Origin of the sequence: Kitasatospora sp. NPDC059827 (assembly GCF_042731675.1) — a bacterium.
Classification (GTDB): domain Bacteria; phylum Actinomycetota; class Actinomycetes; order Streptomycetales; family Streptomycetaceae; genus Kitasatospora.
Genome location: NZ_JBHWIV010000005.1, coordinates 35,532 through 60,781 on the forward strand (window position 1 = coordinate 35,532; position 25,250 = coordinate 60,781).

A 25,250-nucleotide genomic window follows, 5' to 3' on the forward strand; every position below is an offset into this window, starting at 1 on the left:
ACGGGTGGGGAGCTCCTCGGTCACCGGTACGGCATCCGAACGAGCCCGCGGAGGGCTGGGTCGGCCCTTGCATAACTTATACTAGGATTTAAGTTTAGAGTCACATGCCAGGTTCATGTCGGTCGGGGCCGCGGCGCTGCACACTTTCTGACGGGGAGACGTCAATCACAGTGCAGCGATGGACAGATGGGGCAAACTACAGTCCTACGAGCGACCCTTTCCCGACCCCATCGCCGATCGGAGCCGCACCCATGGGTGAGCAGACCCAGACGCAGACCATGCCGCGCACGGTGGCGATCCCGCCTGAGGTCCTCAGCCGTTTCGCCGACGGCGGTGTGGACCTGGAGGCGATGTTCGCCTCCGGACACCTCGGCAACCGCATGGGCATCGTGCTGGTCGAGGCCACCGCCGACCGGGTGGTGGCCACCATGCCGGTCGAGGGCAACACCCAGCCCTACGGCCTGCTGCACGGCGGCGCCTCGGCCGTCCTGGCGGAGCACGTGGGCTCGATCGGTGCGACCCTCCACGCCGGCCCCGAGCGGGTGGCGGTCGGGGTGGAGCTGAGCTGCACCCACCACCGGGGGATGCGCGAGGGGGTGGTCACCGGCACGGCGACGCCCGTCCACCGCGGCCGCAGCACGGCGACCTACGAGGTCGTCATCACCGACGACCAGGGCCGCCGGGTCTGCACCTCGCGCCTGACCTGCCTGATCCGGGACGTGGCCCCGCGCGGGACGGGAGCGTCGGACTGACGGTCCGTCACCTCGGATCCACCGACTTCGAAGGCGCCGCCCGGCGATCGGGCGGCGCCTTCGGCGTCGTGGGCGGGTCCGCGTGTGCGAGGGAACCGTCAACTCATGGGTACGGCACGGGACTCGGTGGGTCGCGCGGCGACGTCTGCTTCGCTCGGCCGCCGACGGCTACTTCGTGCGGCCGGCGACGGGGCTGTCGTGGACGATGCTGGGCAGCAGGAAGTCCACGATGCGCTGCAGCTCCGCGGCCAGGCCGTCGCCCTTCAAGTCGCCGCGGCACCACCGGAACAGCGCGCCCAGGTAGGCGTCCCGCAGGAGGTACCCCACCTGCATCGGGTCCACGCCGGACCTGATCCTGCCCTCCGCCAGTCCGGCCCGGATCACGTTGGCGAACACCTCGGCCGTGCGCGGCGGTTCGGTGATCGGCAGGCCCGCCCGCACCCACGAGGTGAGCATGACCCGGTTGAACTCCGGCTCCTCCTCCTCGTTGATCTCGACGAGTGCCGTCATGCACCGCCCGAGGGCGACGCACAGCTCGTCGTTCGAGGGCGTCCTCTGGCGCATCTTCTCCTCGAATCGCGATTGGCGCTGGCTGCTCCAGGTGGTGACGAGCTCTTCCTTGTGCTGGAAGTGGTTGAAGAACGTGCCGCGCGCGACGTCGGCGCGCTCCGTGATGTCGTCGACCTTCGTCTGCTCGAAGCCCTTCTCGGCGAAGAGGCTCAGGGCAGCGGAGAAGATTCGTTCCCTCATCCGCTGCTTGTTGCGTTCGCGGCGGCCCGTGGCAACGGGCGCAAGAGGGGGTTCAGCAGCATACATACGTTCTCCAGCGACAAGGGAGTGGACCTTGTAACCATCTGTAGCGCGGCCCGTACGGCCGGGCCCGGTCCTCCTCTGCGGAGTTATACCAGAAGTTAACTTTGATGCGTAGTATTCGTTTAAACCTCAGTCGATTCCAGCAGTCGACCGATGGTCTCCTGACCGAGCAGGCGCCCCACGGGCAGGTCGATGCCCATGGCGGTCCGGATGCGCTGGCGCAGCCGGACGGCGGTGATGGAGTCGAGGCCCAGCTCGCGCAACGGCCGTCGGCGGTCGATGCGTTCGGGGGTGGTGCCGAGCAGCGCCGCGGCGTGCGTCAGCACGGCCGCCTCGCGGTCGGCGGCCGGCGCGGGGGCGGGGGTGGTGGCGAGGACGGAGGCGGCCTCAGGCGCCGGTACGGCCGCGGGCGCGTGCCCGGGCCCGGCCTCCGGTGTCACCGTGCCGGTCAGCCGCAGGAGTTGGACCCCGTGCAGCTCCGCCAGCACGTGGTCCCCGTCGTCCGTGTGCAGCACGACGTCCGCGCGGACGACGGAGTCGCCGGACGCCGTGCCCTCCGCCACCGGCCGGAGCGCGGCCGAGCTCCACACCGGCTTCGCCAGGGCGGTCGCGTCACCGTGCACCGTCACCGCGTCGATGCCGACGGCCAGGTAGCTGTGGCTCGTGCCGTCCGGCCCGCCGCGGGGCAGCACGGCGAGCAGCGGCTGCAGCGGCACCTCCCAGGCCGCGGGGTGCCCGGGGGCCGGCAGGTGCATCCGGGCCACCGCGAGGCCCGGGCGCCGCCAGAGCCGGCGGACGCCCGCGAGTTCGTCGGGGACGTCGTAGCCGTACCCCCGGACCTCGTCGTAGAAGTCCGGCCCGGGCAGGTACTCGCCGCACTGCGCCAGCAGCGCGTCCAGGCTCCGGGGCGTGGCGCCGCCCCCGGGCGGGGAGGAGGTGACGCGGGCCGTCAGGCAGGTCAGGGCCGGTTCGCCGGCCGACCCCGGGCCGACGACCTGGACGGTCGCGAGGTGGTCGGCGCCCTCGGGCCGCAGTCGGACCCGGAGGGTGGCGCCGAGTGCCTGTCTGCGGTCGACCAGCTCCCCGGTCAGGGTGACGTCCACGAGGCGGTGCTGCCCGCCGAGTTCGGAGCGCGCCGCGCTCAGCACGGCGTCGACGTACAGCATCGGCGGGACGACGGCCGTGCCGCGGAAGGACACCCCCAACGCCTCGATGTCCAGCGGCCGTTCGTAGGTGAAGCCGGTAGCCGCCGGGAGGGCGGCCGGGTCCCGCAGGTGCTCGTCGTCCCAGGGGTAGCGGGGCAGCGGCACGGGGCGGACCGCGCCCCGGAACCACCGGGTGAAGTCGAGGCCGGCGCCCGCGGCGTGCAGGCGGCCGGCCGCACGGGCGAGTTCGGCGCCCTCGTGCTCCCTGCGGCGCAGCGAGGCGACGGTGAAGGCCGGGGCGCCGAGCGCCTCCAGGGTCTCCTCCACGGCCGAGGTCAGCAGCGGGTGCGGGCTGATCTCCAGGAAGACGCTCTCGTCCTGCTTCGCCAGCCGCGCCACGGCACCGGCGAACCGCACCGGGCGGCGCAGGTTGTCCATCCAGTACCCGGCGTCGAGGGCCGTCCCGGGGACGGGCTCGGCGCGCACGGTGGAGTACAGCGGCAGCGAGGTGCCGCGCGGGGCGAGGTCGGCGAGGGCGTCGAGCAGTTCGGACCGCAACGGGTCCATGTCGGGGGAGTGGGAGGCCACGCTGACGTTGACGAACCGGGCCAGCCGGCCGCGCTCCGTCAGGCCCTCGGCGAGCCTGGCGAGGCGCTCCGGATCCCCGGCGAGGACGGTGGAGTGCGGTGAGTTCTCCACCGCGACGCACAGCGCGTCGGGGTAGCGGGCGGCGATCCGCTCGGCCTCGTCCGGGGACAGGTCGGTGGCCAGCATCCGCCCCCGGCCGCCGAGTCGGGCCATCAGCCGGCTGCGGCGGCAGATGACGGCGGCGGCGTCGCGCACCGACAGGGCGCCGGTGATCACGGCGGCGGCCGCCTCGCCCATGCTGTGCCCGACGCACGCGGAGGGGCTGACGCCGAGGTCCTGCCAGAGGGCGGCCAGTGAGACCTCCATCGCCCACAGGGCCGGCTGGACGACGTCGATGTCGGTGGGGAACTCCTCCTGCTCGCGGTTCAGCAGCTCGACGACGGACCAGCCCAGTTCGGCCCGGACCGCCGCGTCGCACTCGGCCATGCGCTCGCGGAAGGCGGGGAAGTCCGCCAGCAGCCGGCGTCCCATGCCCGGCCACTGCGCGCCCTGCCCGGGCAGGACGAACACCGTCCGCCGCTGCGGGCCGAAGCCGGCCTCGCCGCGTCCGCCGTCGGCGATCTCCTCGCCGGCCGCCAGTGCCTCCAGCCGGTCGGCGAGCTGCTCGTGGCTGTCGCCGATCGCCCACATCCGGTACGGGTGGTGGTCGCGGCGCAGCGCGGCCGCGGCGCAGACGTCGCGCAGGGGCTCCCGGTGGCCCGCGCCGCCGGGCCGCAGGTGGCGGGCGTAGGCGGTCGCGAGCCGTTCCAGGGACCGCTGCGAGCGGGCGCTGAACACCAGCAGTTCGGGGCGCCCGTCCGTCGCGGTGGCCGCTCCGGTGTCCGTCGTGGTGTCCGCACCGGCGGCCTCGGCGGGGTACGGGCTCAGGACGACATGGGCGTTGGTCCCCGACAGGCCGAAGGAGCTGACCCCCAGGTAGGTGTCGTCGCCGTCCCCGAGGGGTTCGTTCTCGGTGACCACGCGGACCGGGGAGTCCGGGGCGGCGATCAGCGGGTGCGGACTGTTCAGGTGGAGCGAGGCCGGGATGACGCCGTGGCGGGCGATCAGGACGGTCTTGATCAGCCCCGCCATGCCGGCGGCCGCCTCGGCGTGGCCGATGTTGCTCTTCACCGAGCCGGTCCGCAGCGGCCGGCCCGGGGCGCGGTCCGGGCCCGTCGCCGCCGCCAGCGCGGACAGTTCCACCGTGTCGCCGACGGCGGTGCCGGTGCCGTGCGCCTCCACGTAGCCGAGGCGGGCCGGGGATATCCCGGCGCTGCGGCAGGCCTCGCGGACCATCTCGACCTGGCCCGGGACGGAGGGCTTGACCAGCAGTCCGCTGCTGCGCCCGTCGTTGTTCACCGCGCTGCCGGCCAGCACGGCCAGGACCTGGTCGCCGTCGCGCTGGGCGTCCGCGAGGCGCTTGAGCAGCACCACGCCGACGCCGTCGCTGCGCACGAAGCCGTCGGCGTCGGCGTCGCCGAAGGCGCAGTGCCCCTCCGGCGAGAGCATGCCCGCCTGCGAGTAGGCGACGGCGTCCCGGGGGGAGAGGACGATGTTGGCGCCGCCGACGACGGCGAGGTCGCTCTCCCCGGTGAGCAGGCTCTGCCGGGCCATGTGCACCGCGACCAGGGAGGAGGAGCAGGCGGTGTCCAGCACGATGCTGGGGCCGCGCAGGTCCAGCGCGTACGAGATGCGCCCGGAGGCCATCGAGCGCAGCTGGCTGCCGACGGTGCGCCAGATGTCCTGGTCGGTCAGCGGCCGGTGCTCGTCGCCGTACTCGGCGGTGGCCTGGCCGACGAAGACGCCGGTCCGGCTGCCGGCCAGGGCGGAGGGGCGGATGCCGGCGTCCTCCAGCGCCTCCCAGACGACCTGGAGCAGGACGCGGTGCTGGGGGTCGATGGCGCGGGCCTCGGCGGGCGAGATGCCGAAGAAGCCGGGGTCGAAGGCGAAGGGGTCGTCGATGAACCCGCCCTTCGCGGAGATGGACTTGCCCGGGGTGGCCGGGTCGGGGGAGTGGTGGGCGGCCGCGTCGTACCGGTCGCCGGGAATCGCCGTGACGCTGTCGGCATTGCCGATCAGGTGCTCCCAGAACTCGTCGGCGTTCGAGGCGCCGGGGAACCTGCATCCCAGGCCGATGACGGCGATCGAGCGGTCGGACGCTACTTCGGGCTGATCCATGGGGCGTACCTGCCTTCATGTACGAGCGAAGCATCGGTGCTACAGAAGTGATAGTCGTTCAATCATTGATGCAAGGTCAAGATTGAACCCGCGCCGCCTAGTTGCATCGCTGGCCACCGAATGGGCCCCTCACCTGCGCCGCTCCGCCGTCGGGCGGTCGCGCGGCGCCTCCGGGTGTGGTCCAGATCGCTCGCTTACTTGGCTTTCAGTAAAAAGTGATACTTGCATCCAACCTCGACTCATGGTCCCATCTTGTCCGGTAGTCGACCAATCCTGAGGAGGCACCTGACATGCCGAGCACGGGGATACGGATCAGCGGCGGCGACGCCGACGTGGCGTACAGCATCGAAGGCAGCGGGCCGGCCCTGGTCCTGGTGCACGGCACCGGAACCCGCGGAGCCGCCTGGGCCCAGCAGGTCGAGGAGCTGAGGGGGAAGTTCACCGTCGTCACCCCGGACCTGTCCGGTTCCGGTGACACGGTCGACCACGGCGGGCCGCTGACCCTGGGCGACCTGGTCGCGGAGGTGCTGGCGGTGGCCGACCACGCCGGCCTGGACACCTTCCACCTCGCCGGCCACTCCCTCGGCGCCGTGGTGGCGCTGCGCCTCGCGGCCGAGCACCCCGAGCGGGTGCGCTCGGTCGTCGCGCACGCCGGCTGGGCGTACACCGACGAGCGGATGACGGCCGACTTCCGCTACTCGCTCGACCTGCTGCGCACCGACGCGGAGTTGGGCACCGCGCTGGTCCCGCAGATGTTCCCGCTGGCCACCCTCGGCCCCCGCTACTGGGAGGCGACGAACGAGGCGGAGCACGGGAAGCTCGTCCGGCAGATCGCCGACAACTTCCAGCCCGGCACCGCGCGGCAGTTCGAGGTCGGCCTCACCGTCGACCTGCGTCCGCTGCTCGGCGCCGTCGTCGTGCCGGCGCTGGTGTTCGCCAGCGTGCACGACCGCGTCTGCGGAGCCAACCAGCAGCTGCTGCTGCGCGAGGGCATACCCGGTGCCGCCTACGCGGAGATCGAGACCGGCCACAACGCGCTGGCGGAGGACCCCGAGGGGTTCGCCGCGGTGCTCGGCCCGTTCCTCGCGCAGCACACCGGCACCTGAGAACCACACCCGCTGGTCCCGGCCCGTCGGGCCGCCGCAACACACCGATAGTTGGAGGAAGTTCATGTCCGTTTGGCTGATCACCGGCAGCTCCCGTGGCCTCGGCCTGCACATCGCCCGGGAGGCGCTGGCCAGCGGTCACCAGGTCGTCGCGACGGCGCGCGACACGGAGGTCGTGCGTGCGGCGCTCGGCGACGCCGGCGGCGAGGTGCTCTACCTGCCGCTCGACGTGACCGACGAGCAGCAGGCGCAGGAGGTCGCGCGGGCCGCGTACGAGCGCTTCGGCCGGATCGACGTCCTGGTGAACAACGCCGGCCGGGGACTGCTCGGCGCCGTCGAGGAGGCCTCGGACGCCGAGGCGCGCGCGGTCTACGACATCAACGTCTTCGGCCTGCTCGCCGTCACCCGGGCGGTGCTGCCGTACATGCGCCGGGAGCGGTCCGGCCGGATCCTCAACATCAGCTCCGTCGGCGGGTTCACGGCCGGCTCGGGCTGGGGCATCTACAACAGCACCAAGTTCGCCGTCGAGGGCCTCAGCGAGGCCCTGCGGGCCGACCTCGCCCCGCTCGGCATCCACGTCACGATCATCGAGCCCGGGGTCTTCCGCACCGACTTCCTGGACGCCTCCTCGCTGCACAGCACCACCCCGATCGACGACTACGCGCAGACCGTCGGCAAGACCCGTGACTGGGCGGTGGACAACAACCACCAGCAGCCCGGCGACCCGGTCAAGGCCGCCCGCGCGATCGTCACCGTGGCCGCGTCGGACGCGCCCCCGGTGCGCCTGCCGCTCGGCGCGGACTGCGTCGCCCGGGTCGAGAGCAAGCTCGAGACCGTCGCCAAGGAGCTCGACACCTGGCGGGAGCTCGCGCTGGACACCGCCATCTGATCAACCGTCTCCGGAGAAGGAGGACCCCGATGAGCTCGGCGAGTTCGGCGGGGCGGGTGGACCCTCGGGTCTGGCTGCTCGCGCTGGGAACGTTCGCAACCGGTACCGACCTGTTCATCGTCGCCGGCCTGCTGCCGGCGGTGGGGCGGGACCTGCACCTCTCGACGGCACTCGCGGGCCAGACGTCCACCGCGTTCGCCGCCACCTACGCGGTGGGAGCGCCGATCCTGGCCGGGCTCACCGCCAAGTTCCGGCGCAAGCCGCTGCTCATCGGGGTCATGCTCGTCTTCGGCCTCGGCAACCTCCTGTCGGCCGTCTCGGCCAACTTCACCGTGCTGCTGATCAGCCGGGTGATCACCGGCGCGGGCGCCGCCCTGTACTCGGCCAACGCCTCCGCGGTGGCCGCCCGGATCAGCCCGCCCGAGGTGCGCGGCCGGGCGCTGGCCATCGTCTACGCCGGCATGACCAGCGCCATCGCCTTCGGGGTGCCGATCGGCAACTGGATCGGCGAACTCTCCTCCTGGCGCTGGGCGTTCGGCCTGGTCGCGGTGCTCGCGGCCGTGACGGTGGCCGGCATCCAGTTCTTCCTGCCGGACGTGCCCACCGGCCCCGGCGCCACCGTCCGGGAGCGGATGGCCGCGATCCGGATCCCGCAGGCCCCCACGCACCTGCTGGTGACGGCGCTGTGGACCGCGGGCACGTTCACCGTCTACACCTACCTCGGCTCCATCCTGGAGCAGGTCACCGGGCTGTCGGCCGGTCAGCAGTCCTGGGTCCTGCTGCTCTTCGGCGTCGGCAGCTTCGGCGGGGTCTTCGTCGGGGGCCGGCTGGCCGACCGCTTCGGCTCGGTCGTCGGCCTCTCGATCACCATCACCGCGCTGGGCCTGTGGCTGGTGGTGCTCACCCCGACCCTCCAGTGGCCGCTGGTCGCGGCGGTCGCCGTCGGCGTGTGGGGCCTGGTGCACTGGCCCAGCTTCCCGCTGCTGCTGCACCGGGCCCTGGGCATCGGCGGGGACCGCGGCGACATGCTCCTGGCGCTGAACAACAGCGCCGTCTACGTGGGCCAGATGACCGCCGCCGCGGTCGGCGGACTGCTCGCCGACGCGGACCTGCTCCGCTGGAACCCCCTGGCCGGCGCCGGCTTCGAGCTGCTGGCCGGCCTCGCCCTCGTCGTCAGCGTGGGAGCGCTGCGCCGCAACCGCAAGCGCCCGCAGCCGGCGGCCGCGCCCACGGACGCGGAGGAGTCCAGCCCCGCGCTGCGGGGCTGAACCGCGCCGCGCGGCACCGTCCACGGCCGTACCGCCGTACCGCCGTCCATCACCTCCAGTACCTCCAGTACCTCCAGCACCGTCCACCGCCGTACCACCGGCGGCCGGGCACCGACGAAGGAAGCGCGTCCCGAACGAAGGAACCCCCTCCCGCAGGAAGGACACAGCATGTCTTCTCACCAGGAGATGGAAGTCGAGACGGGTCACCGCCTCGCCCCGGAGGTCCGCGCCCTCGCGGACGGACCGAACTTCGCCGCCCTGACCACCCTGATGCGTGACGGAACCCCGCAGACCCAGGTCGTCTGGGTGTCCACCCGGGGTGAGTACCTCGCCCTCAACAGCGAGGTGGGGCGGCAGAAGGTGCGCAACCTGCGCCGCGACCCGCGCGCCACCGTCACCATCTGGCAGCAGGACGACCCGCTGAACTTCGCCGAGATCCGAGGCCGGGTGGTCGAGGAGGTCCTCGGCGCCGAGGCCCGCGACCACATCGACGAGCTGTCCCGCAAGTATCTGGGCGGCCCCTTCGCCGAGGAGTTCATCGCCTCGGACCGCGTGCTGCTCCTCATCGCCCCCGACCGGCAGCTCGTCCGCGACCACGCGCGCTGGGTGGCGGGCCTGCCCCAGCAACAGCAACAGCACCAGTGACCGCTAACCGTCCACCCATGCGTGAGGAGTCACAGTGAAACGCCGCATCCTGATCATCGGAGGGGGCATCGGCGGTCTCGCCGCCGGAGCCGCACTCGGACAGCAGGGCATCGACACCACCGTCGTCGAGATCCAGTCGGAGAACCTCGTCGCCGGCGTCGGCATCAACATCCCGGGCAACGCGCTGCGGGCCCTGAGGCAGCTCGGCCTGCTCGACGAGGTCCTCGGCCACGGCTTCACCTTCGACCGCGTCGACTTCCACGACTCCGCCTCCCGGCTGCTGCTCGCGCTGCGGTCGAAGCTCGGGGTCGACGGCGTGCCCGCCAACTGCGCCATCCAGCGCAAGGACCTGGCCCGGATCCTGGAGAAGGCCTGCGTCGACGTGGGCACGGTGATCCGGTACGGCACCTCGGTGGAGAAGATGCGCACCACCGCCGACGGCGGGGTCGAGACCGTCCTCACCGACGGCAGCACCGAGCACTACGACCTGGTGGTCGCGTTCGACGGGATCCGCTCCTCCTTCCGCAAGGCGGCCCTCGGCATCGAGCCCCGGTTCACCGGCTACTCGGTGTGGCGGGTGGCCCTCGAACGGCACCCCGACGTCACCCGGAACATGTACTTCCAGGGCATGGGCACCAAGGCAGGGCTCTTCCCGCTCAATACGGATGTCATGTACCTGTTGCACGTGACGCCCGAGCCGGGCAACCCGCGCCACGCGCGGGAGGACTTCCACGGCCACCTCACCCAGCGGCTGGCCGGCTACACCGGCCTGATCGGCGAACTGCGCGACCGCATCAAGCCGGACGACGACATCGTGTACGCGCCGATCGAGGAGGTGCTCCTCCCGCTGCCCTGGTACCAGGACGGGCTGCTGCTGCTCGGCGACGCCGCCCACGCCATGGCGCCGCACCGCACCCAGGGCGCGGCCATGGCCATCGAGGACGCCGCCGTGCTCGGCGAGACGCTGGGCCGGGACGGCGACCTGCGCGAGCTGCTGGCCGAGTTCCAGGACCGCCGCTTCGTCCGCGCCAAGATCGCCCAGGACGCCTCCCGCAACATCCTCCTGTCCGAGATGAACACCACCGACCAGGCGTCCCTGGACCGGCAGCTCGACTTCATCCGGAACGGCCTGGAAGCGGTCGCCCACCAGGTGGACGACGCGCTCAACCAGCCGATCTGATGCCGCACCGCTCCGAAGGGACGAACGCGTGACCAGCACCCCCGCCCACCTGCCCGACCCGCACCACCCACCCCTCGGGGCGGCCGACTTCGACGCCCACGTCCGCGCCCTGATGGCCTGGCACTTCGACGACCGCACCGGCTCGCCGTTCTGGCTCGCCCGCCGCGCGGACCTGGGCTTCGACCCGCGCACCGACGTCGCCGGCGCGGCCGACCTGCTCCGCTTCCCCGACGTCAGCCGCGAACTGCGCACCGTCCCGGCGGCCGACCTGATACCCCGGGGAGCCGCACCGGGCCAGGTCTTCCGGGTCTACGAGTCCGGCGGCACCACCGGCGCCCCCAAGCGGATCGTCGACGGCAACTACCGCTCCCGGATGGGGGCCTGGACCAGGCAGCTGCTGACCGACCACGGCGTGCCCGAGACCGGCGACTGGCTGCACCTGGGCCCCACCGGCCCGCACGTGGTGGCCTTCGACACCTCCCGCTACGCCGAGCCCGCCGGCGGCCTGTGCTACACCGTCGACCTCGACCCGCGCTGGGTCAAGCGGCTGCTCGGCTCCGGCCGGCAGCAGGAGGCCGACGACTACATCGACCACCTCCTCGACCAGGCCCGTGAGGTCCTGCTGAGCCAGCCGGTGCGGGTGCTGAGCACCACGCCCCCGCTGATCGAGGCCATCTGCGCCCGGCCGGAGCTGCACGAACTGGTGGCCTCCCGGGTCGGGGCGATCATCTGGGCCGGCACCTCGTTCAGCCCGGAGAGCCTGCGCGTGGTCCGGGAGGACTTCTTCCCCGACGCCCGCCTGGTGGGGATCTACGGGAACAGTCTGATGGGCGTGGCCCCGCAGCGGGTCCGGACGCCCGAGGACGTCCACGCCTGCGTCTTCGAGCCCTTCGCCGAGACCACCCGCCTGGACCTGGTGGACGAGGACGGCGAGCCGGTCGGCTACGGCGAGCGCGGCCGGGTCAGACTGCACCTGGTCAGCGAGGAGATGTTCCTGCCCAACGTGCTGGAACGGGACACCGCCGTGCGGGTCCGGCCGACCTCGGACGGCGGCGTCGACGGCCTCGCGGAGGTGACCAGCGTGGCGACCTTCGAGGACGCCGACGTCGTCGAGGGGGTGTACTGAGTGCTCGTCATCGACCCGCTGGTCGCCGGTGAGAGCCGGCCGAGCGCCGACCGTGCCGTCCTGACCGACGTGCACGGCGAACCGCTCGCGGACGTCGGCCTCGCCCCCCGGCTCGCCGCCCAGGCCGCCGTCAACCGGCTGCGCCGCCACGCCGACGGCCTGCCCCCCGAGCCGGAGGTGTTCCGCACGGCCGCGCGGCTGTTCGCCACCGCCGAACTGGACGGCGAGAGCGCGGACGCGTACGTGCGCCACACCGTGCGCGGCACCGGCCTCGCCTCCACCACCGTCCGGCGCGGCCTGGCGGACATGGCCGCCGAGATCGAGGAGCTGCCCGCCACCACCGCGGCGGAGCTGCCCGCCGCCCGGCTGACGCCGACCCACCGCGTCCACCGGGCACCGGCGGGCCGGCTCTTCACCGCCGTGATGGCCAGCAACCACCCGCTGCCGCACGCCACTTGGGTGCAGCCGCTGCACCACGGCTACAGCGTCGTCGTGCGGCCCGGCAGCCGCGACCCGTTCACCCCGCGCCGGCTGGCCGCCGCCCTGCTGGCGGCCGGGCTGGCGCCGGAGAAGCTGGCCCTGCTGCCCAGCCCGCACGCCGTCGGCTCGTTCCTGCTGAACGCCGCCGACCGCGGCATCATCTACGGCAACGAGCAGGCGGTGGGCGACTGGAGCGACCGCGCCCGGGTCGCCACCCGCGGCCCGGGGCGCTCCCGGGCCCTGCTCGACCTGCCGCTGACCGACGCCCTGCTGGACCACCTGGCCACCAGCGCGGCCTTCGACGGCGGCACCCGCTGCACCAACCTCTCGGCCGTCCTGACCAGCAACGACGTCCACGACACCGCGGCCGCCCTGGCCGGACGACTGGCGCACCTGCCGGTGCTGCCCGCCGCCGACCCGGAGAGCGTGCTGCTCGTCGTCGGGCGCGAGCGCGCCGACGGGCTGCGCCGGCAGATGGCCAAGCTGGCCACCGAACTCACCGACCACAGCACGCCGTTGTACGGTGAGGACTTCCTGGTCGACCTCGGCGACGGCTCCTTCCTGCCGCGTCCCGTGGTCCTCGCCGCCGACCGCGCGGACCACCCGGCCGTCGGCACCGAGCTGGCCTTCCCGTTCGTCGTGGTCGCCCCCTGGAGCCCGGCCGACGGCATCGCCCCGCTGCGGCCCTCGCTGGTGCTCAACCTGCTGACCGAGAACGCCGCGATCACCGGACAGGCGCTGCTCGACCCGGCCGTCCGGAAGATCACCGACGGCGCCGTCCTCCCCTGGGAGCTGGTGCCGGGCATGCCGCACGACGGCAACTACACCGAGTTCCTGCTGGACGCCAAGGGCGTAGTCACACCGGCCGGGTGACCCGGCCGCCGTCCCCCACCCCACCGTCGGGAGTCTTCACCATGTCCAGTCCGACCGGGACACCCGTGCCCGCGTCCGCGCGCTTCTCACGGCTGCCCTCCCTGACCGGCATGCGGTTCTTCGCCGCGTTCATGGTCTTCCTCTTCCACTCGACCCTGCCGCCGTACACGCCGTTCACCGGCGGCACCGCCGTATCCGTCACGCACGCCGTCAGCAAGGCGGGCTGGCTGGGCGTCGGGTTCTTCTTCGTCCTCAGCGGCTTCGTGCTGACCTGGTCGGCCCGCCCGGGGGACAGGCCCCGGCAGTTCTGGCGGCGCCGGTTCATGAAGATCTACCCGAACCACGTGGTGACCTTCTTCATCGCGCTGGCGCTGTTCGCCTACATGAAGGCCACCTGGACGGCGGGGATCTCCAACCTCTTCCTGCTGCACACCTGGATCCCGGACGCCAAGGTCTTCCAGAGCATCAACCCGCCCGCCTGGTCGCTCTCCGTCGAGGCCGTCTTCTACCTGTGCTTCCCGCTGCTGCACCGGGCGATCCAGCGGATCCGGCCGGAGCGGCTGTGGCTGTGGGTGGGCATCCTGGCCGCCGCCGTGGTCGCCGTCCCCGCCGTCGCGTACGCGGTCCTGCCCGACTCCCCGGCCATGCCGCTGAAGTTCGAGGCCTCGGTGTGGCAGTACTGGTTCGTCTGGCAGCTGCCGCCGTTCCGGATCCTGGAGTTCGCGGTGGGCATCCTGATGGCCCGGATCGTCATGACCGGCCGCTGGATCAAGTTCCCGGTCCTGCCGGCGCTGGCGCTGGTCGCCGTCGCCTACGTGGTCGAGCTGAAGTGGGTGCCGTGGCTGTACGCGATGAGCGCGGTGACGCTGATCCCGGTCGCCCTGCTGATCGCCGCGATGGCCAGCACCGACATCGCGGGCCGGCCCTCGTTCCTGCGCAAGCGGGTCTTCGTCTGGCTCGGTGAGGTCTCGTTCGCCTTCTACCTGGTCCACGACATCACCGTGCACGTCTTCGTCGACCGCTTCGGCCTCAGCGCGTCGCACAGCGCCCCGGTCGCGGCCGGGATCCTCGCCAGTGAAGTGCTGATCAGCGTCTTCTTCTCCTGGCTGCTGTTCATCGGCGTCGAGCAGCCGCTGATGAAGCGCTTCGCGCGCAGCCGTCCGTCGCAGCCGAGCGGCGCCGCGGGCGGTTCCGGCGGTGCCGGCAGCGCCGAGCCCGACGGACGGCCGGCCGAAGCGGTGCGGACGCACTGACGCCCGCGCCACCCCCCTGAACCGGGGTGGTCGCGCCACGCCCCCCGGCGCGGCCACCCCCTCCCTTCCCCGCCCTTCCCTTCCCCTCGCACCGGCGCGACCGCAGGACGCTCCCCCCTCCGGCAGACCGACAACAGCCCAGGAGACCGATGATGAGCCCCCTCCAGCCGACCGCCGAACTGAGCGCCAGCACCCGGATGCTGCTGGCCTGCGACGGTTCCACCACCCTGCTCCTGCAAGCCCTCACCGGCCACGACCTGTCGATCCGGGTCGACGCCCAGGGCGACACCCCGGCCGGCCGCCTTCCGGACGGCATCCGCTCCGCGCTCGGACTCGCGGACACCGCCGTCGTCCTGGAGCGCCGCTCCTGCCTGGTGACCCCCGAGCAGGAGGTGGTCAGCATCAACCGGGTGGTGTTCGACGGGGCCGCCCGCAGCCGGATGGGCGTGCCCGACGCGCTGACCCCGATCGGCCTCCAGCTCCGCGACCAGCAGGTGCACCAGCACCGCGAACAGCTGTCCACCGGACTCATGCGCTGGCGGGACAGCCTCACCGAGCAGTGGGTGGACTCCGCCTTCAAGGAGTACGTCATCCACTACGCCGCCGGCGGACAGGCCTACGTGCACGAGCAGTTCAACCCGCACATGGTCCAGCTCACGAACGACTAGGCCAGCACCGTCACCGCCTGATCGTGCTTCACCACAGCGAAGGAACTGTCATGCCCCAGGCTCTCGCGACCGCCGAACAGGCGGCCCGCACCCCGCACTCGCACGCCGGAGACCAGACCGGCTGGCGCTTCTACCGGGCGGCCCAGCAACCGTCCTGGGCCGATCCGGCCCGGCGCGACGAGGTCTGCGCCGACCTCTCCGGCCGTCCGGTGCTCACCCGGCTGCCCGACCTGCTCCAGCTGCGCCGCGAACTGGCCGGCGTCGCGGCCGGCGACGCCCACGTGCTCCAGGCCGGCGACTGCGCGGAGGACTTCGCGGAGTGCACGGCCGAGCACGCGGTCCGCAAGGAGCGCGCCCTCGTGCGCCTCGCCGACACCGTCGCGGTCTCGACCGGGATCCCGGTCGTCCGGATCGGCCGGATCGCGGGCCAGTTCGCCAAGCCCCGGTCCGCGCCCACCGAGGACGTCGACGGCCGCCCGCTGCCGGCCTTCCGGGGCCACATCGTCAACTCCGAGGCCCCGGACGAGGCGGCCCGCAGACACGACCCCGAGCGCATGCTGCGCGCCTACCGGGCCGCCAAGACGGTGGCCGACGCCATCGAGGGGCGGCACGACCGCAGTCCGGCGATCGGACGGCGCACCTGGATCAGCCACGAAGCCCTGGTGATGGACTACGAGACGGCCCTGGTGCGGTTCGACGAGTCCGCGGGCGGCTGGTTCCTGGGCTCCACCCACCTCCCGTGGATCGGCGAGCGCACCCGGCACAGCGAGGGCGCGCACGTGCGCCTGCTGGCCGACGTGATGAACCCGGTGGCCTGCAAGGTGAGCGGCAAGGCCGAGGTGCAGGACCTGCTCGACGTGGTCGGGCGCCTGGACCCCGAGCGCGAGCCCGGCCGGCTGACGCTGATCTCCCGGTTCGGCAAGGACGACGTGCGCACCCACCTGCCGGCCCTCGCCCAGGCCGTCAAGAACGCCGGCCACCCCGTCGTCTGGCTCTGCGACCCGATGCACGGCAACACCTACAAGGCCTCGAACGGCATCAAGACCCGGCGCCTGGACGACGTCTGCGACGAGATCCGCGGCTTCGTCTCCGCCCTGCGCAGCGTCGGGATCCGCCCCGGCGGCCTGCACCTGGAGACCGCCGCCGACGACGTCACCGAGTGCGTCGGCGCCGACGTGCCGGACGAGGCGGCCCTGACGGCGCGCTACACCAGCCTCTGCGACCCCCGGCTCAACCCGGTGCAGGCGTCCCTGGCCGTCGACGCCTTCCTGTCGGCCCTGTAGCGAGGAGGACTCCCATCGACTTCGACGGCGGGCACCCGCCCTTCTGCGTACTCCTCGGCCCCGACTACTCGGGCAAGTCCTCGGCCCTCGACCGACTCGCCCGGACCGAGCCCCGGTGGCAGTTCCTCTCCGTGGACGACACCCGCCTCGCCCCCGAGCACGAGCTCATCGGCCGGCTGCGCCGCAACGTCGTCAAGGACGTGGCGCCGCACCCGGGCGTCTGGTCCCCGGACTTCTTCGCCACGCTCGTGCAGACCGCCGTCGTCCACCTGCGCGACCAACTGCTGCGCGCCGACGCCGGGACCCCCGTCGTCGTCGACTCCTACTACTACAAGCTGCTGGCGAAGTGCCGCCTCGCCGGAGCGGGGGACAGCCCCCTGCTCGACTGGTGGCGCACCTTCCCCCGGCCGATCCGGGTGGTCTACCTCGACGTGCCGCCCGGGACGACCTGGGAGCGCAGCCGGCGGGGCGCCGACCTCAACGTCCTGGAGCACTACGGCCCGCAGCCGGACCCGGCCGGCTTCCGGCGGTACCAGAGCGACCTGGCCAAGGTCATGCGGGACGAGATCCAGGACCTGCCGGTCACCGTCATCGAGGAACTGGACCGCCCGGAGCTCACCGCGGCCGCGATCCGGGAGGTGGTCACCTATGAGTTCTGCTGAGGCCTGGTCCGACCCCGTCCGCCTGCGGCGCTACCGCGAGCGCGTCCTCGCCGAACGGCGGGGCCTGCGGGCCGCGTTCACCGACCCGGCCGGAAGCCAGCGGCAGGTGCTGACCGACCTGCTGGAGTTCAACGCGGGCACGGAGTACGGGAAGCGGCACGGCTTCGCCCGCATCCGCACCCTCGACGAGTACCGCGGGGCCGTCCCGGTGCAGACCTACGCCGACCTCGAACCGTGGATCGAACGGGCCGCGGCCGGCGAGCGGAACATCCTGACCGCCGACCACCCCGCCGTGTTCTTCACCAGCAGCGGCAGCACCGGCGCCCACAAGAAGATCCCGGTCACCCCCCGCTTCATGCGCACCACCTTCTTCCCCTTCTACTACGCCGCGTGGGCGCCGCTCATCGAGCACTTCCCGGAGGTCCTGGAGTCCCCCGGGGCGGTGCTGAACCTCAAGCACGACCCCGTCGCGGCCCCGCCCACCACGGCCTCCGGGCGCCCCCACGTCGGCGCCAGCCAGGTCGACTTCGGGACCGCCTTCGGGGAGCCGCTGTCCGCGGAGCCCGGCACCGGCGCCCCCTGGGCGACCCTCCCGGTGCCCGTCGCGGCGGACCGGCACGCGGAGAAGATGTACCTGCGGCTGCGCCTCGCGGTGGAGAGCGACGTCCGCTGCGTCATCGGCATCAACCCGGCGATGGTCGCCGCGCTGCCGTACCAGCTGAACCTGTGGTGGCCCCGGATCGTCCGGGAGGTCCGGGACGGCACGCTCGGCGGCCTGCCGCACCGCGCCCCCGACCCCGCCCGGGCCGCCGAACTGGAGCGCCTCGCCGACCGGCACGGCACCGTGCGCCCGTGCCACGTCTGGCCCCGGATGCGCGCCCTGTTCTGCTGGACCACCGGGGTGGCCTCGCTGTACCTCCCGCGGCTGCGCGAGGAGTACGGCCCCGGCGTGGTGGCCCTGCCCGCCCCCGTGGCCGCCTCCGAGGGCCCGGTGGGCGTCGCCCTCGACCGGCACGGTCGGGCGGGCAGCCTGGTGGCGAACGCCGCGGTGTACGAGTTCGCCGACGCCGACCGGGACCTCGGCCCCGACACCGCCACCCTCCGGCCGCACGAACTGGAGCCGGACCGCGACTACCACGTGGTGTTCAGCCACGTCGGCGGGCTCTACCGGTACGCGGTGGGCGACGTCGTCCGCGTCGTCGACCACCAGGACGGCGTGCCGCGCCTGGAGTACGCCGGCCGGGCGAACCGCTCCGACCACGCCGGTGAGCGGCTGCGCGACGCCCAGGTGATCAGGGCGCTGCACGGCGCGCTGGACGCCACCGGCCTCGAACTGCGCAACGTCGCCTGCCGGGTCGCCGGAGCCCCGCGGCGCTCCCCGGGCTACGAGTTCGCCGTCGCCCCGCGCACCCCGTGGCGCCCGGAGGAGTCCGAGCGCTTCACCGACCTCCTCGACCGGGCCCTCCAGCGGCAGTCGGCCGACTACCGCACGGCGCGCGGCCGGGGCCGGCTGGCCGCCCCGACCCTTCTGCGGCTCGACCCCGACGCCTTCCTGCGCGACTGGCAGGCCCGGGTCGAGAGCGGCATCCGGCCCACCCAGGTCAAGGACCGGCTGTTCAGACAGGACCCGCAGGAGTGGGCCCGGCTGACCGGGCAGGGCCCCGAAGGGCACGGCACAGCAGCCCCCTGAGCCGGCGACGAGCCGCCGCGGGCCTGCGCACCCACCAACCGGAGGACCGACATGACCGCTTCACTGGACGCCGTCGAACGCACCGCGCTCCTCACCGCCGCCCTGCGCGCCGCCGAGAGCAAGCGCCCGGACCGGCTGTACGAGGACCCGCACGCCGCCGCCCTCGCCGGGGACATCGGCCCCGAACTGCTCGCCGAGGTGATCCGCGCGACCTTCCCGCCGGGCCGCGAGCGCACCATCCCGAGCACCCCCGACTACAACGCGATCCGCACCCGGTTCTTCGACGACTACCTCCGGGCGGCGGCCGAGGACCAGGACACCACCCAGATCGTGCTGGCCCCGGCCGGCATGGACTCCCGCGCCTACCGGCTGGACTGGCCCGAGCGGGTGCGCTGGTTCGAGGTCGACCGGCCGGCCGTACTCGCCTACAAGGCCGAGCGGCTCGGGGCGACCGAGCCGCGCACCGACCACCGGACGGTCGCCGTCGACCTCACCGAGCCCGACTGGGAGGCCCGCCTGGAGGCCGCCGGGTACGACCCCGCCGTCCCCTCCACCTGGCTGCTCGAAGGGCTCCTCTACTACGTCCCCGCGCCCGACGCCCACCGCGTCCTGGAGCGGGTGGCCGCGATCTCGGCCCCCGGCAGCCGGATCGCCGCCGACATCGTCAACGCGGCCGCCCTGACCCTGCCCCACATGCGCGGCCTGCTCGACGTGTTCAGCGGCTGGGGCTGCCCCTGGCTGTTCGGCACGGACGAGCCGGAGGAGCTCTTCGACCGGCACGGCTTCGACGTGCGGGCGACCCAGCCCGGCGAGGCGGGCGCCGACTTCGGGCGCTGGCCGGACCCGGTGCCGCCGCGCAGCGAGCGCGACGTGCGGCGGGTCTTCTTCGTCCACGGGCGGCGGCGCTGACATGCCGACCGCAGTGATCGTCGGCGGAAGCGTCGCCGGGCTGGCGAGCGCGCTCGCCCTGTCCGGGACCGGGTACCGCGTGCTGGTCCTGGAGCGCGCCCCGAGACCGCCGCAGTGGTCCACCGCGGATCCCGGCTCCGGGTGGCGGCGCCCGACCGCGCCCCAGGGCCTCCAGTCGCACACCCTCACCTCGCTCGGCGTCCGCGTCCTGCGCGAGCGCGCACCGCGGCTGCTGGCCGACGCCGGGGCCGCGGGTGCGCCCGTCCTCGACCTCACCCGGGCGCTGCCCGCGGACGCCGCCGACAGCGCCCCGGAGCCCGGCGACGGCGACCTGGTCGCGCTCGGCTGCCGCCGCTCCACCCTGGAGCTGCTGCTGCACCGGACGGCCGGCGACACGCCCGACGTCACCGTCCGGCACGACACCACCGTCGTCGGCCTCGAACTCCACCCCGGGCACCGGGGCGTGGCGGCCGTCGTCACCGCTACGGGCGAGCGGCTGCGCGCCGACGTCGTGGTGGACGCGACCGGGCGCCGGGCGCTGTCCCGCCGCTGGCTGCACGACGCAGGTATCCCGGTGGCCGCCGACCGCACCAGCGCGTCCGGGCTGGTCGGCCACACCCGCTTCTACCGGCTGCGGGGCCGCGCCCTGCCGGGGCCGCTCAACCGCGGCCACGGCGTCGGGGACGTCTACGACCACTACGCGGGCGTGCTGCACCCCGGCGACGACGGCACCTTCTCCATCGCCCTGGGCTCCCTGCCGGGCGACCGCGTCCTCCAGGCCGGCCTGCGCACCCGCACCGGGTTCACCGCGGCCGCCCGCGCCACCCCGGGCCTCGCCCCCTGGCTGGAGGAGGGCGTCAGCTCCCCGATCTCGCCGGTACGGGTCATCTCCAGCCCGCCCAACACCCTGCGCGGGGCGGCCGGCCCGCGGCAGGTCCCCGTCCCGGGCCTCTTCCAGGTCGGCGACGCCGCCTGCATCACCAACCCGCTCTTCGGCCGCGGCATGTCGCTCGCCCTCGACCACGCCTTCCGGCTCGCCGACCTGCTGGCCGAGCAGCCCGACGTCGACGCCGCGCAGCGCCTGGCCGTCGCCCGGATGACCCACGAGCTGTTCCTGCCCTGGTACGAGCAGGCCGCCGGGGCCGACCGGCTGCGCAGCGCCCGCTGGCAGGCCGCCGTCGACGGCCGCCCCGCCGTGCCGGCGCCGCCCGCCGGCGGGCTGCCCACCGGCGCGGAGATCGCCGCCGCGGCCCGCACCGACGGCACGGTCTGGCGGGGGCTCACCCGGATGCTGATGACCCTGCGCACGCCCGCGGAGCTGTTCGCCGACGACAAGTTCCTGGCCCGGGTCCGGCAGGCGGCCCCCGCCGGTCCCGCGCCGACCCCGCCGCCCGGCCGGGACGAGCTCCTGCGCCGGGTCACCGCGACAGAAGGGACTCGCGCATGACGACGACCCTCCCGGTGGCGGCCCCCCGCCCGCGACCGGACGCGGTGGACCGCCCCCGGGTGCTCCTCGCGCCCGTCACCATCACCCCGTCCAAGCCGCTCACGCCGAGCCACCTCAAGGGGCTGCTGTGGACGGACGTGATGTACCGGGCCACCCGCCCCCTCGCGGACGTCGCCTACCGCTACAGCCACACCACCTACCACGCCACCGAACAGACCCTGGGCTTCTGGGAGTTCCTCGACCGCAGCCGGGGCGCCACCGACTACGGCGACCTCACCGAGGAGCGGATCGGCGAGCTGTACGTCGCCTTCCGCGCGGCCGAGCGGGCCCCCGCGCAGGCCCTGCTCCCGTACGCCGAGGCGGTCGAACGCGGCTGGGTGCACCCGGTGGGCACCCGCGTCCTCCAGCTGTGGTCCGGGCACTACGCGGCCCTCGGCCTGCACGACCCGGGACTGCTGCGGCACCAGCCGCCCGGCCTGGGCCTGGACGCCGTCCTCGACCGGCTCACCGCGCTCGGCATGTGCCTGGACCAGCGCGAGGTCGGCGGCCCCGTCTACCTGGACCTCACCCGCTTCGGACTGCCGCTGCGCCGGCTGGTCACCGCGGACGGGCGGCCGAACTACCTGGCCTGCGCCCTGCGGGAACTCATCCCGCTCGCCCCGGACTTCGACGAGCTGGTGCTCCTCTACGACCACGAACTCGACTCCGACTACCAGCAGTTGGAGCGGGTGCTGAGCGCGTTCGGCCCGCGCGTGCGGCGGGTGTCGGTCGGCCGGGTGCCCATCGAGGGCCGGATCCGCTCCGCGCGGCAGGGCGGCTGGCGGGGGCTGCACGCCGGGACGCTGATCGACGCCGCCCGCGCCGAGCACCACGAGGACGCCGTACGCCTGGGCATGCGGCTGTACTTCATCGCCGTGCTCGGCCCCGGCTGGCAGCAGTCGTTCCGTTCCGACCTGCTGGCGCAGTGCCTCAGGCGGGCCGAACGCCTGCTGGACGAGGCCGGCCCGGAGGCGGACGCCGCGGCGCTCCGGGAGCAGCTGGCGCAGCACCGGAAGGACCACGTGTACGTCAACCCCTACCGGCTGACCTCCCACCTCCTCGGCAAGCGCCGCGCCGCGCCCGCCGAGGACCTGCTGCGGGCGGTGTTCCTGTGAGCGCCGGGGCCGCCTCCACAACGCAGGATTGTTTGCGTGAACAGGAGGCGATGCGGATCCGCGCGGCCCGTCCCGACCTCGCCGCCCGGCACGACCTGACCTCGTACGACGGCCTGACCGCCGCCCGCGGCGACATCACCGCGGAGGGCGACACGGGCAGTTCGGTCGTGGTGGTGCTCAAGGCCTTCGACCTGGCCCGGTGGGTGCGCGACACCTGCGTCTTCGCGCTCGGCGTCGAACCCCGGCAGGCGGCGGACTGGCGGACCTCCTTCACCCGCACCGTCTTCCTCGCCGGCAACCCGGAGCAGCTGCGCGAGCGGTTCCGCTTCGCGCACACCGCCGCCGACGGCTCCGCGGCCTGGACCGCGCCCGGGCCCGCCGCCCGGACCTCCGCGCTGCGCAGGCTGCTCAAGGCCTTCGACGCGCCCGCCAGGCTGCCGGACCGGCCGGACACCCTGGTCGAGATCCCCGACGGGCCCCACCCGCCGGGTCGGCCGCGGGCCCGCCGAGACCTGTACGTCGCCACCGCGGAGTGCACCATCTCGGAGGCCCTGGTGCACGTCAACCACGTGCTGGCGGAAGCCGTCCTGGACGGCCACATCGCGCCCGGCGACCACCTGGTGGTGCACCAGGTGCCCCGGATCGTCGGGGCCCCCGCGCACCTGGTCACCGTGCGCGTGACCACCGAGAAGCACCTTCCCGGACGGCTCAAGGCGGCCGCCGGACTGACCGAGGAGGCACGCGTTGCCTGAGCAGACCCCCACCCCCGAGCGGATCCCGACGGCCGGGAACCCCCCGACCGTCCGGTTCGGCTACCACGGCTCCACCGAGGTGGTGGACCGCATCGTCCGGCTCGCCGGCCGTGAGCGGGCCGACGTGCGGCTGGTCGAGTACGACATCGCCGACCCGTTCCGCGGCGTCCGGGCGGGCGAACTCGACGTGATGATCGTGAAGTTCGGCATCCACGAACCCGACCTGGTCACCAGCCGGGTGCTCACCGAGGACGCCCGCGCGGTGGTCGTCGGCTCCGGGCACCCCCTGGCCGGCCGGGCGTCGGTCTCCATCGAGGAGCTCGCCGACTACGACGCCTTCGCCCCGCCCGGCGACTTCCCCGCGTACGTGTGGGACGACGTCGTACCGGCGCGCACACCTGCCGGGCGGCCCATCCGCCGGGTGCGCCGGGTGCGCACCGTCCCGGAGATGATGCGCACGGTCGCCGCCGGCGACGCCGTGCACATCTCGCTGGTCTCCCTCGCCGACCTCGCGCCGCCCGGCATCGAGGTGGTGCCGATCCACGACCTGCCGCCCGCCCCGGTCACCCTGGCGTGGGTCCGCGGCGCCGAGGTCCACGACCACGTGCGGGAGTTCATCACCACGGCCGAGGCGGAGGCCTCCCGGTGACCGTGACCGCCACCCGGACACCCGGCGCCCGGACGCCCGGCGCCCGCACGCCCGTCGTCCTGCTGCACGCGCTCTCCCTGCACGCCTCGATGTGGGCGGCCCAGGAGCGCGCCCTGCGCGCCCTGGGGCGAACCGTCCTGGCCGTCGACCAGCGCGGTTTCGGATCGGCCCCGCTCGGCGACGCCCCGCCCTCGCTCGACGTGGTCGCCGACGACCTGGCCCGCACGCTCGACGGGCACGGCCTGGACCGGGTCGTCCTGGCCGGATCGTCCATGGGCGGCTACACGGCGATGGCGTTCCTGCGCCGCCACCCCGACCGGGTCGCCGGGCTCGCCCTGCTCTCCGCCCGCGCCACCGCCGACGGCCCCGAGGACGCCGCCCAGCGGCTCCGCTTCGCGGAACTGGTCCAGGACCCGGCCCACCGGCCCGTGCTGGTGGAGCGGGTCACCCCGCTGCTGCTCGCCGACTCCACCTGCGCCGAGCGCCCCGACCTGCTCGCCCGGGTCCTCGCCGACGCGCGCGCCGCCGACCCCGCCGCGCTGGCCTGGGCCCAGCGGGCGATCGCGGCCCGCCCCGACTCCACCGACGTCCTGCGGGCGGCCCGGGTGCCCGCCCTGGTGATCGCCGGCGCGCAGGACGCCCTGGTCGCCCCGGAGGAGTCCCGGTACGTCGCGGACGCGCTGCCGCAGGGGCGCCTGATCACCCTCACCCGCACGGGCCACCTCCAGCCCCTGGAGGCCCCCGAGGCGGTCACCGACGCCCTCCGCGGCCTGCTGGCCGAGGTCGACGCCACGGCGGACGCCCGGAGCGGGGCCCGGGCATGCTGACCGAGGACCACGAGGCCTGGGGCCACACCTCCTCGACCGGCCTCGGCTTCACCCACCACACCATCGTCGACGCCCACTTCCGCGCCTGCGAGGAGACCTATCTGGACCTGCTCGGCCGGGCCGGCCTGTGCCCCGGACAGCACGTCCTCGACGCGGGCTGCGGCCCCGGCGACTTCCTGCCGCACCTGGCCGCGCTGGTCGGCGCCGGCGGCCGGATCACGGCCGTCGACCTGGCCGAGGAGAACGCCGCGCTCGCCGCCGAGCGCGCGGCCGCCTGGCAGCTGCCCTGCCCCACCGAGGTCCGCACGGCGGACCTGCTGGACCTGCCCTTCCCGGACGACAGCTTCGACTCCGTCTGGTGCGCCAACACCGTCCAGTACCTCGACGACGACGAACTCGCCCGAGCGCTCGCGGAGTCGATCCGGGTCGTCCGCCCCGGCGGCACCGTCGCGGTCAAGGACCTGGACGCCCACCTGATCACCGCCCGGCCCGCCGACCCCTACCTGTTCACCGACTTCTTCCGCGCCGCGGGCGCGCGCCCCGGCTACGCCCGGCAACTCCTGCGCACCCGCGAGCTCCAGCGGCACCTCAGGCGCGCCGGGCTCACCGGGGTGCGCGGGCGGACCGTCCTGATCGAGCACCACGCCCCGCTGGCCCCCGCCGCCCGGGACTTCTACAAGGCCGCGTGCGCGCAACTGGCCGGGCAGGCCCTGGCCCTCGGCCTCGACGACGGGTGGCGGCGGTTCGCCGACCCGGCCGATCCCGCCCACCCGCTGGACGACCCCGACGGCTACGTCAGCGAGGGCAACGTGCTCGCCGTCGGCACCGTGCCCGGCCCTTCCCACTGACCGCGGAACCGCCGCCCAGGCAACGA

The 25,250-nt window shown here is 73.9% G+C and carries 22 protein-coding genes; 20 read left to right on the forward strand and 2 right to left on the reverse strand.

Annotated elements, in window-relative coordinates; genetic code table 11:
* Nucleotides 1–251 precede the first annotated feature (251 nt).
* Nucleotides 252–752 carry a PaaI family thioesterase gene (locus ACFV8H_RS04855; protein ID WP_380396538.1) on the forward strand — a complete coding sequence of 167 codons (501 nt, stop codon included), beginning with the start codon at nucleotides 252–254 and terminating at the stop codon, nucleotides 750–752.
* A gap of 168 nt (nucleotides 753–920) precedes the next feature.
* Here the strand turns inward: ACFV8H_RS04855 and ACFV8H_RS04860 are convergent, their stop codons facing one another.
* Complete coding sequence (locus ACFV8H_RS04860) at nucleotides 921–1,502, reverse strand: TetR/AcrR family transcriptional regulator (protein WP_380396539.1); 582 nt, start codon at nucleotides 1,500–1,502, stop codon at nucleotides 921–923.
* A 185-nt stretch (nucleotides 1,503–1,687) separates the two neighbouring features.
* Nucleotides 1,688–5,515, reverse strand: coding sequence for a type I polyketide synthase (locus ACFV8H_RS04865; RefSeq protein WP_380396540.1), 3,828 nt, complete (start codon nucleotides 5,513–5,515; stop codon nucleotides 1,688–1,690).
* Between the two features lie 290 nt (nucleotides 5,516–5,805).
* Here ACFV8H_RS04865 and ACFV8H_RS04870 point away from each other — a divergent pair, with 290 nt between their 5' ends.
* The 19 genes from ACFV8H_RS04870 to ACFV8H_RS04960 all read left to right on the forward strand — a co-directional run bounded on the left by ACFV8H_RS04870 (nucleotide 5,806) and on the right by ACFV8H_RS04960 (nucleotide 25,224).
* Entirely contained in the window at nucleotides 5,806–6,621 is an 816-nt protein-coding gene (locus ACFV8H_RS04870) for an alpha/beta fold hydrolase (protein WP_380396541.1), read from the forward strand.
* 64 nt (nucleotides 6,622–6,685) lie between these two features.
* Nucleotides 6,686–7,510, forward strand: coding sequence for an oxidoreductase (locus ACFV8H_RS04875; RefSeq protein WP_380396542.1), 825 nt, complete (start codon nucleotides 6,686–6,688; stop codon nucleotides 7,508–7,510).
* A gap of 29 nt (nucleotides 7,511–7,539) precedes the next feature.
* Nucleotides 7,540–8,778, forward strand: coding sequence for an MFS transporter (locus tag ACFV8H_RS04880; protein WP_380396543.1), 1,239 nt, complete (start codon nucleotides 7,540–7,542; stop codon nucleotides 8,776–8,778).
* Nucleotides 8,779–8,946: 168 nt separating this feature from the next.
* Nucleotides 8,947–9,423 carry a PPOX class F420-dependent oxidoreductase gene (locus ACFV8H_RS04885; RefSeq protein WP_380396544.1) on the forward strand — a complete coding sequence of 159 codons (477 nt, stop codon included), beginning with the start codon at nucleotides 8,947–8,949 and terminating at the stop codon, nucleotides 9,421–9,423.
* 34 nt (nucleotides 9,424–9,457) lie between these two features.
* A complete protein-coding gene (locus tag ACFV8H_RS04890; RefSeq protein ID WP_380396545.1) occupies nucleotides 9,458–10,603 on the forward strand; it encodes an FAD-dependent monooxygenase in 1,146 nt (381 codons plus the stop codon).
* A 28-nt stretch (nucleotides 10,604–10,631) separates the two neighbouring features.
* Entirely contained in the window at nucleotides 10,632–11,729 is a 1,098-nt protein-coding gene (locus ACFV8H_RS04895; protein ID WP_380396546.1) for a phenazine biosynthesis protein, read from the forward strand.
* Complete coding sequence (locus tag ACFV8H_RS04900) at nucleotides 11,730–13,082, forward strand: aldehyde dehydrogenase family protein (RefSeq protein ID WP_380396547.1); 1,353 nt, start codon at nucleotides 11,730–11,732, stop codon at nucleotides 13,080–13,082.
* 41 nt (nucleotides 13,083–13,123) lie between these two features.
* Entirely contained in the window at nucleotides 13,124–14,335 is a 1,212-nt protein-coding gene (locus ACFV8H_RS04905; protein ID WP_380396548.1) for an acyltransferase family protein, read from the forward strand.
* 152 nt (nucleotides 14,336–14,487) lie between these two features.
* Nucleotides 14,488–15,003 (forward strand): hypothetical protein, encoded by a 516-nt coding sequence (locus tag ACFV8H_RS04910; RefSeq protein ID WP_375887183.1) that lies wholly within the window; start codon nucleotides 14,488–14,490, stop codon nucleotides 15,001–15,003.
* A 50-nt stretch (nucleotides 15,004–15,053) separates the two neighbouring features.
* Nucleotides 15,054–16,286 (forward strand): 3-deoxy-7-phosphoheptulonate synthase, encoded by a 1,233-nt coding sequence (locus tag ACFV8H_RS04915; RefSeq protein ID WP_380396549.1) that lies wholly within the window; start codon nucleotides 15,054–15,056, stop codon nucleotides 16,284–16,286.
* 131 nt (nucleotides 16,287–16,417) lie between these two features.
* Nucleotides 16,418–16,948: a hypothetical protein gene (locus tag ACFV8H_RS04920; RefSeq protein ID WP_380396550.1), complete on the forward strand. Its 531-nt coding sequence runs from the start codon at nucleotides 16,418–16,420 to the stop codon at nucleotides 16,946–16,948.
* Nucleotides 16,935–18,638: a GH3 auxin-responsive promoter family protein gene (locus tag ACFV8H_RS04925; RefSeq protein WP_380396551.1), complete on the forward strand. Its 1,704-nt coding sequence runs from the start codon at nucleotides 16,935–16,937 to the stop codon at nucleotides 18,636–18,638. The genes ACFV8H_RS04920 and ACFV8H_RS04925 overlap by 14 nt, the downstream gene beginning before the upstream one ends.
* A 51-nt stretch (nucleotides 18,639–18,689) precedes the next feature.
* Nucleotides 18,690–19,547 (forward strand): class I SAM-dependent methyltransferase, encoded by an 858-nt coding sequence (locus ACFV8H_RS04930; RefSeq protein WP_380396552.1) that lies wholly within the window; start codon nucleotides 18,690–18,692, stop codon nucleotides 19,545–19,547.
* Between the two features lies 1 nt (nucleotide 19,548).
* Nucleotides 19,549–20,994, forward strand: a complete 1,446-nt coding sequence (locus tag ACFV8H_RS04935) for an FAD-dependent oxidoreductase (protein ID WP_380396553.1) — start codon at nucleotides 19,549–19,551, stop codon at nucleotides 20,992–20,994.
* Complete coding sequence (locus tag ACFV8H_RS04940; protein WP_380396554.1) at nucleotides 20,991–22,148, forward strand: hypothetical protein; 1,158 nt, start codon at nucleotides 20,991–20,993, stop codon at nucleotides 22,146–22,148. Before ACFV8H_RS04935 ends, ACFV8H_RS04940 begins: the two co-directional genes overlap by 4 nt.
* A gap of 32 nt (nucleotides 22,149–22,180) precedes the next feature.
* Nucleotides 22,181–22,900, forward strand: a complete 720-nt coding sequence (locus tag ACFV8H_RS04945; protein WP_380396555.1) for a DUF6182 family protein — start codon at nucleotides 22,181–22,183, stop codon at nucleotides 22,898–22,900.
* Nucleotides 22,893–23,549, forward strand: coding sequence for a LysR substrate-binding domain-containing protein (locus tag ACFV8H_RS04950; protein ID WP_380396556.1), 657 nt, complete (start codon nucleotides 22,893–22,895; stop codon nucleotides 23,547–23,549). The genes ACFV8H_RS04945 and ACFV8H_RS04950 overlap by 8 nt, the downstream gene beginning before the upstream one ends.
* On the forward strand, nucleotides 23,546–24,376 hold the full coding sequence (locus tag ACFV8H_RS04955; protein ID WP_380396557.1) for an alpha/beta fold hydrolase: 831 nt from the start codon (nucleotides 23,546–23,548) through the stop codon (nucleotides 24,374–24,376). The genes ACFV8H_RS04950 and ACFV8H_RS04955 overlap by 4 nt, the downstream gene beginning before the upstream one ends.
* Entirely contained in the window at nucleotides 24,370–25,224 is an 855-nt protein-coding gene (locus ACFV8H_RS04960; protein ID WP_380396558.1) for a class I SAM-dependent methyltransferase, read from the forward strand. The genes ACFV8H_RS04955 and ACFV8H_RS04960 overlap by 7 nt, the downstream gene beginning before the upstream one ends.
* Nucleotides 25,225–25,250 lie beyond the last annotated feature (26 nt).

Bases quoted from the DNA above. Each gene is read 5' to 3' on its own strand.
- ACFV8H_RS04855 (WP_380396538.1), top strand. From the start codon at position 252: ATGGGTGAGCAGACCCAGACGCAGACCATGCCGCGCACGGTGGCGATC.
- ACFV8H_RS04860 (WP_380396539.1), bottom strand. From the start codon at position 1,502: ATGAGGGAACGAATCTTCTCCGCTGCCCTGAGCCTCTTCGCCGAGAAG.
- ACFV8H_RS04865 (WP_380396540.1), bottom strand. From the start codon at position 5,515: ATGGATCAGCCCGAAGTAGCGTCCGACCGCTCGATCGCCGTCATCGGC.
- ACFV8H_RS04870 (WP_380396541.1), top strand. From the start codon at position 5,806: ATGCCGAGCACGGGGATACGGATCAGCGGCGGCGACGCCGACGTGGCG.
- ACFV8H_RS04875 (WP_380396542.1), top strand. From the start codon at position 6,686: ATGTCCGTTTGGCTGATCACCGGCAGCTCCCGTGGCCTCGGCCTGCAC.
- ACFV8H_RS04880 (WP_380396543.1), top strand. From the start codon at position 7,540: ATGAGCTCGGCGAGTTCGGCGGGGCGGGTGGACCCTCGGGTCTGGCTG.
- ACFV8H_RS04885 (WP_380396544.1), top strand. From the start codon at position 8,947: ATGTCTTCTCACCAGGAGATGGAAGTCGAGACGGGTCACCGCCTCGCC.
- ACFV8H_RS04905 (WP_380396548.1), top strand. From the start codon at position 13,124: ATGTCCAGTCCGACCGGGACACCCGTGCCCGCGTCCGCGCGCTTCTCA.
- ACFV8H_RS04910 (WP_375887183.1), top strand. From the start codon at position 14,488: ATGAGCCCCCTCCAGCCGACCGCCGAACTGAGCGCCAGCACCCGGATG.
- ACFV8H_RS04915 (WP_380396549.1), top strand. From the start codon at position 15,054: ATGCCCCAGGCTCTCGCGACCGCCGAACAGGCGGCCCGCACCCCGCAC.
- ACFV8H_RS04925 (WP_380396551.1), top strand. From the start codon at position 16,935: ATGAGTTCTGCTGAGGCCTGGTCCGACCCCGTCCGCCTGCGGCGCTAC.
- ACFV8H_RS04930 (WP_380396552.1), top strand. From the start codon at position 18,690: ATGACCGCTTCACTGGACGCCGTCGAACGCACCGCGCTCCTCACCGCC.
- ACFV8H_RS04935 (WP_380396553.1), top strand. From the start codon at position 19,549: ATGCCGACCGCAGTGATCGTCGGCGGAAGCGTCGCCGGGCTGGCGAGC.
- ACFV8H_RS04940 (WP_380396554.1), top strand. From the start codon at position 20,991: ATGACGACGACCCTCCCGGTGGCGGCCCCCCGCCCGCGACCGGACGCG.
- ACFV8H_RS04960 (WP_380396558.1), top strand. From the start codon at position 24,370: ATGCTGACCGAGGACCACGAGGCCTGGGGCCACACCTCCTCGACCGGC.